Consider the following 14,274-nt stretch of genomic DNA (forward strand, 5'->3'; position numbering starts at 1 on the left):
GACTCCTCTGGGCTGGCTGAGCTGGTGCTAGGGAGACAGGTGCCGGGGCAGCTGCGTTAAGCATTCGGGTTGGTGGTGCGGTCGCGACCGCGGGTGCGGGCGCGCTCCTGGCGCTGGTGCTCCGCGTATTCCTCGCGGGTCATGAGCACCTCGTGGCCGTCGCGGTGAACGACGCGTACCTTCTCATCCACGGCCTCTCGGCCCATGGTGAGGGCGTCGGGGATCCGGCCCCGGGAGGCCTCCTGGAGGCGGGGGAGATCGTTGAAACTCACGACGGGCAGGGTGTGTTTGTCACCGTCGGTGGTGTGGAGGAGAGCAGTGGACTTCTCGAAGGACACACCGCTCACCACGTCCCACGCGAAGGAGCGCGAGCCGGAGAAGGCCCGCTGAACGGTGATGCCCGCGTCATTCACCGTGGTCGAGGTGCGCAGCGCCCACCAGCAAAAAAGAGCAACACCGACGAGGAAGAGGACCATCAAGATCCAGCACCAGGGTGTGGGGGCTGAACCGGTAGCCAGAATGCCAATGACCGCCATGATGACCGCCGCGAGAAGATGGGTGCGCTCGGGGCGGAAGGTGACCTCGGACTGTGATGCCGGTGTGGAACTCATGTCGTTATCGTATCTAGCCTGTGATCTGGTGCCTATTTGGGGTGGGCTCCCCCGCGGTGCCCGACTGGCCCCGGGCGTTCGTGTGATAGCCGCCGCCCTCGCTGGGCTCCGGGGTACTCCCCGGCTGGGTGGGCGCGGGGGTGTTGCTCGGTTGCTCCCCGGTGGTGGGGGCTGTGTTCCCGGGGGAGGGCTCGACGCTCGACTCGGTGGAGTAGGTCTGCCCCGGGGCCTCGGTCTCTGCGGTGGTGGTGGGCTCCTCCTCATAGGTGGGGCTGGGGAGCGGCTGGGGGGCCGGGGTGCTCACCGGGGGCTGGTAGCTCGGCGGGGCGAGGATGCCGTCGTTCGAGCCCTCCCCGGTCTGGAGGCTCAGCGCCTTGAGGAGCAGAAGGATGAGCATCCCGATGGCCAGCAAGGACGTGGAGGGGCGCACCCAGCCGTGGAGGGTGAGCCAGGCGCGCGGCCCGTGGGTCGGGGCGTGGCGCCGGCCGGCGGCCGCATCCTTCTCCTCGGTATCGGCCCCGGCGGAATCTCCGTCCTGCGCGTCCGGGGTGAGGGCCGGCAGGATGCTCGTCTCCTGGGCGGCGGGGTCCATCCTCAGCTGCTCGGTGGGCGGGAGGTCGGGCTGCTGCGCTGTGGCGGGCGCGGGCTCCTCCTCGGGCGCCGGGGTGAGGAGGGCGGCGTCTGTCTGGAGGCGCCCGGATGTCGTCGTCGCGGAGCCGTACTCCGCCCAGAACTCGTCGAGAATGCTGCGGCGGATGGCGCGCTCCACCATCCAGTGGTTGCCGGCCGTGGCCTGAACCATGAAGCGCATGGTCATGAGCCAGGGCATGCCGACGGTGGTGGGCGGCTCGATCTTCACGGCGGGCTGGCTCACGAGCTCGCCCAGGAGCTCCTTCTTCACCTCGGGGCGGTCGAGGGCGCGCTGGGCGGCGCGCTCGGAGCGTTCGATAGCTTCATCGACGCTCGAGGAGCCGAGCAACGGCACGGGGATATTCACCACGGCCCGGGACCAGTGGTTGGAGGCATTGATGCACACGCGGGCGGTGGAGTTGGGGATGAGGACCGTCTCCTCCGCGAGGGTGCGGATCTGGGTGGCACGCATGGTCACCTGGATGACAGTTCCCTCTGCCTCGATGCCATTGCCCTCGAAGCGCACCCAGTCACCCACGCCGAACTGCTTCTCCGTGAGGATGAAGAAGCCGGCGAGGAAGTCCGCGATGATCGACTGGGCACCAAGACCAATGGCCGCCGAGGCCACCGTCGCGGGAATGGCCGCGCCCGTGAGGGAGAAGCCCAACGTCTTGAGGAGGAAGACGAAGAGCAAGAAATAGAGGATGAGCTGCCCGATATAGACGGCGACGCCAGCGATGGCGAGCTGCGTCTTGTCATCGGCGCTGTCCGCCGCGGAGGTGGAGGGGCGGTTTTCGATGCGGCGCTGGATCCAGAAGAGGGCGAATCGGCCCAGGCGGGGGACCAGCAGCATGAGCGCGATGAGCAACGCGAGGTTGATGCCTGTGCTGACTATCCAGTTCCAGGCGCGAAGAAGGATGAACTGAATAGGGATGAACTCGCCGATGGACATGTGCATAGCCTAGCGCCGCCGTTCACTCCTTTTCAGGGGATAAGCGAATGCTCTGCCTTCCATAGCGGGCATTCATCTCGGTCCTAGGGCCGGGCGCGTGGCAGGCGTGCGGCGGCCGCGCGGGAAGGGAGGCAGGGCAGGGAAATAACCTGAACGGGGGTATGGATCAGCGTGATGTTGGATATTCCGAGGCCCTGTGTATGATGTCAGTCATGACAATTATTCGACTCGTACGACTTATCTCGCGGCGCGTGCCGTAGCGACCTAATTCGTCGAGTCGTCTGGTAAGCGCCCTCAACGCACACACCCCGTGCATTGCAGGGCGCTTTGTCATTAGCGGACCACCCCACACCGCCTCACCACCACCCATTGCCCCCACGTCCAAGGAGAAGAACACCCGTGAACGCGGCAGCCACGCAGCAGCCATCCCCGGCCACGCTCGCCTCACGTGATCGCGCGTCTGGTCGACAACCAGAGCGCATGACCGGTGCCGAGGCCATCGTGCGCTCCCTCGAAGAGCTCGGCGCGGAGACCGTCTTCGGTCTCCCGGGAGGCGCCGTCCTCCCGCTCTACGATCCGCTTTTCTCATCCACCCGCGTGCGCCACGTTCTCGTGCGCCACGAGCAGGGTGCCGGCCACGCCGCCACTGGCTACGCCCAGGCCACCGGCAAGGTGGGCGTGTGTATCGCGACGTCCGGCCCGGGCGCGACGAACCTTGTCACTCCGCTCGCGGATGCCATGCTTGACTCCGTTCCGGTCGTGGCCATCACGGGCCAGGTGGGCAGCAGTCTGCTCGGCACGGATGCCTTCCAGGAGGCCGACATCCGCGGCATCACGATGCCGGTGACCAAGCACAACTTCATGGTCACCCGCGCGGAGGACATCCCGCAGTCGATTGCCGAGGCCTTCCACCTCGCGAACTCCGGCCGCCCGGGCCCGGTCCTCGTCGACATCCCCAAGGACGTCCAAAACAGCGAGTTTGATTTCTCCTGGCCTCCCGTCGTCGATATGCCTGGTTATAAGCCGACGACGGTCCCGCACAACCGTCAGATCGCCCAGGCCGTCGATCTGATCTCCGCCTCGGAGCGCCCCTGCCTCTACGTTGGCGGCGGCATCATCAAGGCGAATGCGGCGAAGGAGCTCCTCGCTTTCGCGGAGCTCACCCAGATCCCGGTGGTCACCACCCTCATGGCCCTCGGATCGTTCCCCGACTCCCACCCCCTGAACATGGGGATGCCGGGGATGCACGGAACCGTCCCCGCGGTGGGTGCGATGCAGCAGTCGGACCTGCTCATTGCCATTGGTACGCGCTTTGATGATCGCGTGACGGGCGACGTCGAGAGCTTCGCCCCGGAGGCCAAGATCATCCATGCGGACATTGACCCCGCGGAGATCGGCAAGATCAAGCCCGTCGATGTGCCCATCGTCGGCGATGCCCGCGAGGTCCTTCGCGCCCTCCACGAGCTGTTCACCCGGAAGAAGATTGAGCTCCCCGACACCACACAGTGGCGAGCCACCCTCGACCGACTGAAGGAGCGCTTCCCCCGCGGATACGAGAAGCCCGCTGACGGCCAGCTTGCGCCGCAATTTGTCCTCGAATCCCTCTCCGCGGAGGTGGGGGCCGACGCGATCTACTGTGCGGGGGTTGGTCAGCACCAGATGTGGGCCGCGCAGTTCATTGACTTCGAGAACCCCCGCACCTGGCTGAACTCCGGGGGCCTTGGCACGATGGGCTACTCGGTGCCCGCCGCGCTGGGAGCCAAGGCCGGCCGGCCGGACAAGGAGGTCTGGGCCATTGATGGCGATGGCTGCTTCCAGATGACCAACCAGGAATTGGTCACGGCGGCCGTCGAGGGCTTCCCGATCAAGATCGCCATTATTAATAACGGAAACCTCGGCATGGTGCGCCAGTGGCAGACGCTCTTCTACGAGGGCCGCTACTCGCACACAAAGCTGCGGGACCGTGGGCAGTACCTGCCCGATTTCGTTACCCTCGCGGAGTCGCTGGGCTGCGTGGCGCTCCGGGTGACGAAGGAAGAGGAGGTGCTCCCGGCCATCCGCCAGGCGCGGGAGATCAATGACCGCCCGGTGGTCATCGACTTCATCGTCGGCGAGGACGCGCAGGTCTGGCCCATGGTTGCTGCTGGGCAGTCGAATTCGGATATCCAGTACGCCCTGGGGCTGCGCCCCTTCTTCGATGACCCGGATTCTGCTGCGGAATCCCCCGCAGCCCTGGATGAGGCGTTGGACCCCAGCGCTGAGCACGACGCGACGGAGAGCGAGGAACACTAACGATGTCGAGCGATCACAGCGAGAACACAGTCCGACGGCACATCCTGTCCGTTCTGGTCCAGGACGTGGAGGGCATCACGGCGCGCATCGCGGCCCTGTTCACCCGGCGTGGGTACACGATCATCTCCATCGTGTCCGCGAAGACGGAGAATCCCGGCATCGCCCGCTTCACCGTGGTGGTCGACGCGAGCGACGTCGTCATCGAGCAGATCACCAAGCAGCTCAACAAGCTCATCAACGTGCTGAAGGTCGTCCGCCTGGAGGATGACTCGATGGTGGCCCGCGCGCTCATGCTGGTGAAGGTCTCCGCGAATAACCACAACCGGCCGCAGATCGTCGACGCGGCAAACATCTTCCGGGCTCGCGTCGTCGACGTCTCACCGGACTCGGTGGTCATCGAGGCGACGGGCTCGCACCAGAAGCTGCGCGCCCTCCTTGACGTGCTGCAGCCCTTCGGGATCCGCGAGCTCATCCGTTCGGGGCAGATTGCCCTCAACCGCGGCCCGAAGATCATGGCGCCCAACGTCCGGGAGCTGCCGCAGCAGCGCTGATACCCCCGGGGAGGGTCTCATAAGGTGGGACGCTCCCCGGCTGCATATCCGCAGTTCACCTGCGATAATGACGTCAAACTCCCGCCATGATCTGACAGCCTGTCTCATGGTGTGGTACAACTAGAGAAAAGCGTTCCACGCACACAGGAAGGTAGGACACAACACGATGGCTATTGAGGTTCTTTACGACGACGACGCTGATCTGTCCATCATCCAGGGCCGCAAGGTTGCGGTGATTGGTTATGGCTCCCAGGGGCACGCCCACGCGCAGAACCTGCGCGAGTCGGGGGTTGAGGTCGTCATTGGTCTGCGTGACGGCTCCCGTTCCGCCGTGAAGGCGAAGGAGGCGGGCTTCGAGGTGAAGTCCACCGCAGAGGCCGCGGCTTGGGCGGACGTCATCATGATCCTCGCCCCGGATACCTCGCAGGCGGAGATCTTCGCCAAGGACATCGAGCCGAACCTGAAGGACGGGGACGCCCTCTTCTTCAGCCACGGCCTCAACATCCACTTCAAGCGCATCCAGCCGGCGGAGAACATCACCGTCGCGATGGTTGCCCCGAAGGGCCCGGGCCACCTCGTGCGCCGGACCTTCGTTGACGGCAAGGGTGTGCCCGCCCTCATCGCCGTCGAGCAGGACCCCAAGGGCGAGGGCCGCGACCTGGCGCTCTCCTATGCTGCGGCGATCGGCGGTGCCCGCGCTGGCGTCATTCCGACGACCTTCCGCGAGGAGACCGAGACCGACCTCTTCGGCGAGCAGGCTGTCCTGTGTGGTGGCCTGGAGAAGCTCATCATGAACGGCTTCGAGGTCCTCACCGAGGCGGGCTACGCCCCCGAGATGGCCTACTTCGAGTGCCTCCACGAGATGAAGCTCATCGTTGACCTCATCTACGAGGGCGGCATCGAGAACATGAACTACTCCATCTCCGAGACCGCCGAGCTGGGCGGCTACGTCGCCGGCCCGCGCATCATCGACGAGCACGTCAAGGACAACATGCGCGCGGTCCTCAAGGACATCCAGGATGGCACCTTCGTCGACGCCATGTTCAAGGACGTCGAGGCCGGCCAGCCGGAGATGAAGCGCTACCGCGAGGAGTACGCCGAGCACCAGATTGAGACCACTGGTAAGAAGCTCCGCGACCTCATGAGCTGGGTCAAAGTCGACGCCCGCGCCGAGACCGCCTAAGACTCACGGCGCGGGAACACACCCGCGCTGAGCTGCCCGAGCGGTGGGCAGCACCCCGCACCCCGCCAGCCCCGCCCTGGGCTCGGCGGGGTATATGCTGCCGTGGAGGAGCGGGGGAGAGCCGCGTATTGTCATCCCTATGGGCTTCACGACACCGAGCTACGGGTTAACTGACCTCTTCTCACGCATCGATCGGGGCGATCTTCAATTGCCCGACTTCCAGCGCGATTACAGCTGGGACGTCGATCAGATCCGTTCCCTCATCGTCACAGTTCTCCGCGGCTACCCGGCCGGCTGCCTCATGGCGCTGGACACGCGCAACGTCCCCATGCGCTTCCGCGCCCGCCCCCTCTACGGTGCGCCACACACCGAGGAACAGCCGGGCCTTCTCCTCCTCGACGGCCAGCAGCGGCTCACCACCCTCTACACGGCCATGCGCGGCGACGGCACGGTCCGCAGCGTCGACTTCCGCAACAAGCGGGTGACCCGCCGCTTCTTCGTCAACCTGCGCCGGGCCGTCGAGAATGATGTCATGCCCGATGATGCCGTGTTTAACGTCGACGGCGAGGGGCACGTGAAATCGCACTTCGCCCCCGCCATCCCGGAGGGGCTCACGGACCAGGAGGCCGTCCTCAAGGCCGGGGTCGTGCCGGTGTCTATGCTGCTCAGCGGCAAGGCGACGGACCTGCTCTTCGACCTCGCGAAGGATGCGGACGATGAGCTGCGGAGCACCATCAAGCGCTTCTACACGAAGGTCGTGCGGCCGCTCGCGGCCTACCAGCTGCCCATGATCCGCGTCGGGCGAGAGACCGCACAGGCGGGCGTCGGCTCCATCTTCGCGCAGGCGAACTCGGTGGGCCTCCAGATGGACGTCTTTGAGCTCTTCACCGCCGTGCTCGCGGCCGAGGACCCCGAGTTCCACCTCCGCGAGCGCTGGGAGGCCATCGAGAAGGAGCTCGCCGAGTACCCGGCGCTCAGCGAGATCGGGCGCACGGAGTTCCTCACGGCGGTCTCGCTCATCGCCACCGCCCGCCACGGCCACGCGAGCGGGCACCGGGAGGACATCCTCAAGCTCCGCCTCGAGGAGTACAAGGCGGCGGAGGAAGCCGCCCGTTACGGCTTCCGTGAGGCCGCGCTCTTCCTCGCGCAGCGCTGCATCTTTGATAACAGCCAGGTGCCCTTTAGCAAGCAGCTCATCCCGCTCGCCGCGATCTTCGCCCTCCTCCGCGATACCCCCGAGGCGCTGCGGACCACCGCCGGCTGGGATCGTCTCCACCGATGGTTCTGGAGCGGCGTCTTCGGCGAGCTCTACGGCTCCCCGGCCGTTATCATCCGGATGGGCCTCGACGTGGACGAGGTCACCCGCTGGGTCCGCGCCGGCGAGTCTGGCGAGGACATCGAGGAGCCCAAGACGGTTCGCGACGCCTCCTTCAACGAGTCTCGCCTGCTCAGCGTGAGCGAGGACTCCGGGGTCTACCACGGCCTCTACGCCCTGCTCATGGGGCGCGGGGCCAGGGATTGGCGCTCGGGCAAGGCCTTCGACCGCTGGACCTATCCGCAGCTCCAGCCCTCCTTCGAGCGGATCTTCCCCGTCTCCTGGTGCGTCGACCGCGGGGTGGACGAGGCCCTCGCCGCGAGCGTGATCAACCGCACGCCGCTGGGGAAGCGCACTGCGATCGTCATTGACCGCTCCTCGCCCGCCCGCTACCTCGCCCGGGTGCAGTCGAAGTCGCTCATGGAGGATGAGGAGTTCGACGACGTCCTCGCGAGCCACGACCTGGACGTCGAGGCCCTTCACCGCGGGGACGCCCAGCACTTCCTCGAGGACCGGAAGGAGAGGATCATCGGAATGGTGGAGTACGCCATGGACAAGCCCGTGATCCGTGACCTCACCGATTCCGACCCCCACGGGGGCGAGGAAGGCCCCGCCGCCTTTGCGTAATATGGTGCCCGGATTGCACATTGCGAGGAAGGAAGGCACACACCGTGGGACAGTCTCGAGGACCGTGGACGCGTCTGGGGGCGCTCCTGGGAGCGACGGTGCTCAGCAGCACGTTGCTCGTCGGATGCGCGTCTGAGCAGGGCGAGGATCACGGCGCCCAGAACCAGGCGGAGGAGGCTCACGCCGGCCCCTATGCCGAGGCTGCTGCGGCAAATATCAACCGCTATGTCGCGGAGAACTACGAGCGGACTCCGCAGATCCTCGCGGACTCGGATGGCACGGGTGCCGAGGCCGTCGCGCGCTTCCACGACACCTCCGAGACGCTCATCGTCTCCGCGCCCACGGATGCAGCCCAGCTGCGCGCGGCGTCGATCGCCGTGTGGACCCACACGCCGATGCTCACCGTCCGCCCGGGCACGGAAAAGAACCTCCAGGACTCCCTCAAGCAGCTCCAGCCGCGCAAGGTACTGGTGGTCGGCGATGTGAAGACCGAGGACATCACGCCGCGCCGCGAGGAAGGCGACTCGCCCGATCGGCCGGATCCCGAGTTCCTCCTGGACACCGGCACACCGGAGTCCCTTGAGGCACTCACCGCCACCCAATTCGTGGAGAAGCAGGTGGAGAGGCCCGAGGACATGGTGAAGTCTGTCGTCGACCTCGACGGTAAGGAGGCCGTCCTCCTCGTCCCGGCCTGGGACACGTACGCGCCGAGCCCGGAGGCCAAGGAGAAGCCCGGCGCGCTGCCCTCGCGGAGCGCCGAGGATGCCGGCTCCACGCCCATCACCATCGCGAGCCCCGAGTCGGCGCTCGCGGCCGTCGGGACCGCCCGCGCTTTTGGCGCGGACGTGCGCTTCATGCCCTACCCGGATCCGCGCCTCAGCGATGAGACCATGCGCATGGTTGCGGGGCTCGCGGATAAGCCGCTGCTGGCGCTGGGCGCGCAGTTCGGCAGCGCGAAGATCCTCTCGGAGAAGATCGAGCGGGGCGAGCGCGTCACCGCGGAGCAGCCAGGCGGCGGGCAGCTCGTCTTCCCGGGCCGACGGATGGTCGCTCTCTACGGGCACCCCTCCGGCCCGGCCCTGGGCGCGTTGGGGGAGCAGGACCCGGCGGCCTCCGTCGAGCGAGTGAAGCAGCTCGTGGCGGAGTATCAGAAGTTTGATTCCCAGCCGATCATCCCGGCCTTTGAGATTATCGGGACGGTCGCCGCGGCGGATCCCGGCCCTGAGGGGACGTATAGCACCGAGTTCTCCACCGAATCCCTGTCCGAGTATGTGGATGCGATCACCCAGGCGGGGGGATATGCGGTGATCGATCTGCAGCCGGGGCGGGCGCGCCTGCTGGACCAGGCGAAGAAGTTTGAGGAGCTGCTCAAGCGCCCGAATGTGGGGCTTGCGCTGGACCCGGAATGGAAGCTCGAGGCCGATGAGCAGCCGATGTCCTCCGTCGGTCACGTGCAGGCCGCGGAGATCGACGAGGTCTCAGACTGGCTCGCTCAGCTGGTCAAGGACAACGATCTTCCGCAAAAGCCCCTGGTCATCCACCAGTTCCAGCTGCAGATGATCCGTGATCGGGAGACGCTCAACCTCGATCACCCGGAGCTCGCCTTCGTCCTCCACGCGGATGGCCACGGCAGCCGGGAGGAGAAGCTGGGCACGTGGGATGTCATGCAGAAGGACCTCGATCCGCGGTTCTTCATGGCGTGGAAGAACTTCTTCGACGAGGACCAGCCGCTCTTTAGCCCGGAGCAGACCTACACGGACGTTGCCCCGCGCCCCTGGTTTGTCTCCTATCAGTAGAGACAGGAAAGGGGCTGGGGTGTGGCCGAGATCGGGGGTAGCTCGGCCACCAAAATGTACAGACTGAGCGGTCTACGGTAGCCTCAGTGGCGTTGCACGCCACTCTGGGAAGGCGTGAACTCGCCCACTGTCGACGCGGTCGTGCCGGCGGCGGGCGAACACTTCTCATTCTGTCAGGAGTACTACCTGTGAATCGTCCCATCGTTCTCATCGCTGATAAGTTGGCGCAGTCCACCGTGGACGCGCTGGGGGATGCCGTTGAGGTGAAGTGGGTGGACGGGCCCAACCGTGCCGAGCTGCTGGCCGCCGTCGCTGAGGCGGATGCGCTGCTCGTGCGGTCAGCCACCACCGTGGACCGGGAGGTCCTCGAGGCCGCTCCGAACCTGAAGATCGTGGGCCGCGCTGGCGTCGGCCTCGACAATGTTGACATTGAGGCGGCGACGGAGCGCGGCGTCATGGTGGCCAACGCCCCGACGTCGAACATCCACTCCGCGTGTGAGCACGCCATTTCCCTTTTGCTCTCGACGGCGCGTCAGATCCCAGAGGCGGACCGTTCTCTGCGCGAGGGGGAGTGGAAGCGCTCCTCCTTCAAAGGCGTGGAGATTTATGGCAAGACGGTGGGCATCGTGGGCTTCGGCCACATTGGGCAGCTCTTCGCGCAGCGCCTGGCAGCATTCGACACCGAGATCATCGCCTATGACCCCTACGCCAATCCGGCGCGCGCCGCGCAGCTGGGCGTCGAGCTCGTCGAGCTGCCGGAGCTCATATCCCGCGCGGACTTCGTGACGATCCACCTGCCGAAGACCCCGGAGACCGCCGGGATGTTCAACGCGGAGCTCCTCGCGAAGGCGAAGAAGGGACAGATCATCATCAACGCTGCGCGCGGCGGCCTCGTTGATGAGCAGGCCCTCGCCGACGCCATCACGGAGGGCCGTATCCGCGGCGCTGGCTTCGACGTCTACGCGACAGAGCCCTGCACGGATTCCCCGCTCTTCGGGATCCCCGGCACCGTGGTGACCCCGCACCTGGGGGCCTCGACGGTGGAGGCGCAGGATCGCGCGGGGACGGACGTGGCGGACTCAGTGCTGCGCGCCCTCAACGGAGAGTTCGTCCCGGACGCGGTCAACGTTTCCGGCGGCCGCGTGGGCGAGGAGGTGGCCCTGTGGCTCGATCTCGCGCGGAAGCTCGGGCTCCTGGCGGGGCACCTGCTGGATTCCGCCCCGCAGGCGGTGGAGGTCGAGGCGCGCGGCGAGCTGAGCTCGGAGGACGTCTCCGCGCTGGGGCTCTCCGCGATGCGTGGCCTCTTCTCCGGCATCCTCGATGAGCCGGTGACCTTCGTCAACGCCCCCTCCATCGCTGAGGAGCGCGGCGTCAACCTCACCGTGGAGAAGGCCTCCGAGTCCACGACGCACAGGTCCTCGCTGCGCGTCGTCGCGGCGAATGCGGAGGGCGAGAGCGTCGAGGTCGTCGGCGCGCTCACCGGGCTTGATGAGGTGGAGAAGTTCGTGCGGATCAATGGCCGCGGCTTCGATATGCGCGCCGAGGGGCGCAACCTCTTCCTCCAGTACACGGACGCCCCGGGTGCCCTCGGTAAGGCGGGGAGCATCCTCGGCGAAGCGGGCATCAACATCGAGGCCGCCGGCCTCACCCAGGCGGCACGCGGCGACGGGGCCATCCTCGTTCTCCGCGTGGAGCGCGAGGTGCCCGAGGAGCTCGTGGCGAGCATCGCCGAGCAGCTCGGCGCCAAGGCCTTCCAGCTCAACTTCAGCGCCTAGGCGACGGCAGGCGGAAGAGACGCCAAAGGGGCACCCTGAGGGGTGCCCCTTTTTCGTGCCCAGTGTCCGCCGGCCCGCCGGAGTGGTGGGCTACAGGCACGGAGCGGTGTTATTCCTTGTCCGTTTCGGTGGAGTCTCGTTCTTCCTCGAGTTCCTCGCGGACTTCTTCGCGGACGGTGTCGCGCAGCTGCTTCTCGTCGATATTGGAGGCATGCAGCATGGCGCGCACTTCGCGGCGCTCCTTGCGGGAGAGCCGGCGCCCCGAGCGGGCGGAGCGGAGGAAGAGGGAGCGCAGCCGGACGCGTCGTTCCGTTTCCGCGGAGATCTTCGGGCGGTCCTTGAGGTAGGAGGCCACGAGGACCACGACCATGATCGCCCCTAAGTAGCCGAGGACCGGATAGACGTACTCCATGAGGACCTTGAAGCCCACGAAGCTGATGGCGTAGCCGACCAGGCAGAGGACGATGTAGCGGACGCGGAACTTGCTCTGGTCCTTCACGCTGATGCGCCGGCCCAGCGCGTAGAACATGCCGATGCACGTGTTGTAGATCATGCCGTAGACGACCCACACGACGAGGTAGCTCGCCCAGCCATTCATGTTCTGGAAGATCTGGAGCATCGGGACACTCGAGCCCTGGATCTCATCCATGTTGAGGAAGAGGGTGATGGAGGAGAGCAGCATGAGGATCGTGAAGATCGCGCCGCCCAGGAGGCCTCCGCGGCCGGTGTCCTTGGGGTTGATGTAGCTGCCTCCGATGACGAGCACCATGGACACCGCGAGGATGAGGTCGAGGCCGGCGTAGTTAATAGCCGAGAGCCACCACGGCCGGATGGGCGGCTCGGTCTGCTGCGCCAGCTGGTCAAGGTGCGACCAATCGGAGGGCATGTGGAACATCGTGTAGATGAACGCGACGAGCACAACGAGGATCACGAAGGGCGTGAGCCCTCCGATGATCTTGGAGACCTTCTCGACGTCGAGAAGCCCGGTCACGATGATGAGCACCACCATGATGGTCGAGCCGATCCACGAGGGCCCGCCGAATTGCTGGGAGATCGTGGAGCCTGCCCCGGCGAGCATGACGAAGCCCAGGGCGAAGAGCGTGATCATGACGGCGATATCCAGCAGCCAGGCCACCCAGGTGTACGTGGCGCTACGGAAGACCGACTGGTGCTCATCGGCGAGGTAGTAGCTTCCGAGCTGCAGGATGACGATGCCCGTGATGGCGATCATGAGTCCGGCGATGAGGGTTCCCCAGAGCCCCACCGTGCCGAAAGAGATGAAGTATTGCACCATTTCCTGGCCCGTCGCGAAGCCCGCGCCCACAATGAGCCCGATAAACGCGAGGGCGATGGATATGACGTTTCTCATGTGGTGAGAAGCACTCCTTCAAAAGAAACAGCAAGAGATGAAGTTATAACAATATGTCCACTTTACTCTACGTCCTGCAAGCGCTCGGATCCGAAAGAGAAGCCACCCGTCACGGGGTACTGTTGGCCCTGTTGACGGCGGAGTGGCTAGGGGCGCTCCGCCGCCGCGTCGCCCCCGGGTCGCCCCCGGCGAGGGGTGGCGTGAGGCACTCGTGAAGACGCTCGTGAAGACGAAGGAAGGTGGCAGGACGTGGAGGATAGGGAGATCGCCCGCTCCATGGCGAAGGTCCTCTCCGAGGCGGGACTCGAACCGACGCTCGATGGATGCATAGTGACCTGCAAGGACGGTGCAGCTCGCCTGGAGATTGGCCCCGCGGCGGGGGCAGTCGGGTTCTGGTCGGTGCAGCTTACGTGGGATGGGGAACTCGACGGCGAGGACTACCTCGCCGCCCTCCCGGTGGCCAATTCCATCTGCACCGATCACGCCTGGCCTGGCGCTTTCGTCGCCCCGCGGGAGGGCACCGAGCTTCTTGATGCCCTCGGTAGTGAGGGGGAGAGCGTGGTGGCCAGGGCGCGGATCGTGCACCCGACCCCGGAGGATGAGGCGCAGGTGCGGGCGCTGGCGGCCAGCGCGGTGGCGGGAGGGGTGACCCTCGTGAGCACCTTCCAGGCCTCCTTCCCGGAGAAGGGTTCGGATCACGCCGCGGGGGCCGTCGTCGAGGCGAACGAGGCCACCGCCCCGGCGGTGACGCGCGAGCGGGTCGCCGCGTGGTTCGAGGCTCAGGGCATATCGGAGGTGCCTGTCGACGAGGAGGCGCAGACCATCACTCTCTCCCTCCAGGGCTCCCCGGTGGATATTGTGCTCCGGGACTCCGCGGTGTGTGAGATCCGCGTCTCGGCGGCGCTGACCGGGGAGGGGAGCGCCTCCGGGGAGCCCGATCCCGCCGCGGCGCTCCACATGTGCAACCGGGTCAACGCGGAGGAGTCCCTGGCCACCGTGTGCGTCATTCACCACGAGGACGGGTGGTTTGTCGTGGGATCGGTGGCCGTTCCCGCGGGCGCGGGCCTCAGCGACGCGCAGCTTGATCGCACGATCCACGATGGCATTCTCGCCGCGGCAGGCGCCGTGCGGGCGGTCATGCACCGTTTGGGCTGAGCTGCTACCATAGCGGGA

At 66.4% G+C, this 14,274-nt stretch carries 10 protein-coding genes; 7 read left to right on the forward strand and 3 right to left on the reverse strand.

Annotated features, from left to right (window positions below; genetic code table 11):
* Window positions 1–56: 56 nt before the first annotated feature.
* The gene (locus tag L1O03_RS07395) at window positions 57–611 is read right to left on the reverse strand and encodes a PH domain-containing protein (protein WP_236119031.1); all 555 of its coding nucleotides are present in this window, start codon (window positions 609–611) and stop codon (window positions 57–59) included.
* Window positions 612–624: 13 nt separating this feature from the next.
* On the reverse strand, window positions 625–2,193 hold the full coding sequence (locus L1O03_RS07400; RefSeq protein WP_236119033.1) for a mechanosensitive ion channel domain-containing protein: 1,569 nt from the start codon (window positions 2,191–2,193) through the stop codon (window positions 625–627).
* A gap of 399 nt (window positions 2,194–2,592) precedes the next feature.
* On the opposite strand from L1O03_RS07400, the gene L1O03_RS07405 reads away from it, so the two are divergent.
* The 6 genes from L1O03_RS07405 to serA all read left to right on the forward strand — a co-directional run bounded on the left by L1O03_RS07405 (window position 2,593) and on the right by serA (window position 11,732).
* Window positions 2,593–4,485, forward strand: coding sequence for an acetolactate synthase large subunit (locus L1O03_RS07405; protein ID WP_236119042.1), 1,893 nt, complete (start codon window positions 2,593–2,595; stop codon window positions 4,483–4,485).
* A 2-nt stretch (window positions 4,486–4,487) separates the two neighbouring features.
* Window positions 4,488–5,036 carry an acetolactate synthase small subunit gene (ilvN, locus tag L1O03_RS07410; protein WP_236119054.1) on the forward strand — a complete coding sequence of 183 codons (549 nt, stop codon included), beginning with the start codon at window positions 4,488–4,490 and terminating at the stop codon, window positions 5,034–5,036.
* A gap of 166 nt (window positions 5,037–5,202) precedes the next feature.
* Window positions 5,203–6,219: a ketol-acid reductoisomerase gene (gene ilvC / locus L1O03_RS07415; RefSeq protein WP_236119062.1), complete on the forward strand. Its 1,017-nt coding sequence runs from the start codon at window positions 5,203–5,205 to the stop codon at window positions 6,217–6,219.
* 139 nt (window positions 6,220–6,358) lie between these two features.
* The gene (locus tag L1O03_RS07420) at window positions 6,359–8,161 is read left to right on the forward strand and encodes a GmrSD restriction endonuclease domain-containing protein (RefSeq protein ID WP_236119064.1); all 1,803 of its coding nucleotides are present in this window, start codon (window positions 6,359–6,361) and stop codon (window positions 8,159–8,161) included.
* Between the two features lie 44 nt (window positions 8,162–8,205).
* Window positions 8,206–9,957 (forward strand): MBL fold metallo-hydrolase, encoded by a 1,752-nt coding sequence (locus tag L1O03_RS07425; RefSeq protein WP_236119066.1) that lies wholly within the window; start codon window positions 8,206–8,208, stop codon window positions 9,955–9,957.
* A 188-nt stretch (window positions 9,958–10,145) separates the two neighbouring features.
* On the forward strand, window positions 10,146–11,732 hold the full coding sequence (gene serA / locus L1O03_RS07430) for a phosphoglycerate dehydrogenase (RefSeq protein WP_236119079.1): 1,587 nt from the start codon (window positions 10,146–10,148) through the stop codon (window positions 11,730–11,732).
* A gap of 109 nt (window positions 11,733–11,841) precedes the next feature.
* Here serA and L1O03_RS07435 read toward each other — a convergent pair whose 3' ends face one another.
* The gene (locus L1O03_RS07435) at window positions 11,842–13,101 is read right to left on the reverse strand and encodes a YkvI family membrane protein (RefSeq protein ID WP_236119081.1); all 1,260 of its coding nucleotides are present in this window, start codon (window positions 13,099–13,101) and stop codon (window positions 11,842–11,844) included.
* 249 nt (window positions 13,102–13,350) lie between these two features.
* On the opposite strand from L1O03_RS07435, the gene L1O03_RS07440 reads away from it, so the two are divergent.
* A complete protein-coding gene (locus L1O03_RS07440) occupies window positions 13,351–14,256 on the forward strand; it encodes a YbjN domain-containing protein (RefSeq protein WP_236119083.1) in 906 nt (301 codons plus the stop codon).
* Window positions 14,257–14,274 lie beyond the last annotated feature (18 nt).

Origin of the sequence: Corynebacterium uropygiale, assembly GCF_021568315.1 — a bacterium.
Classification (GTDB): domain Bacteria; phylum Actinomycetota; class Actinomycetes; order Mycobacteriales; family Mycobacteriaceae; genus Corynebacterium; species Corynebacterium uropygiale.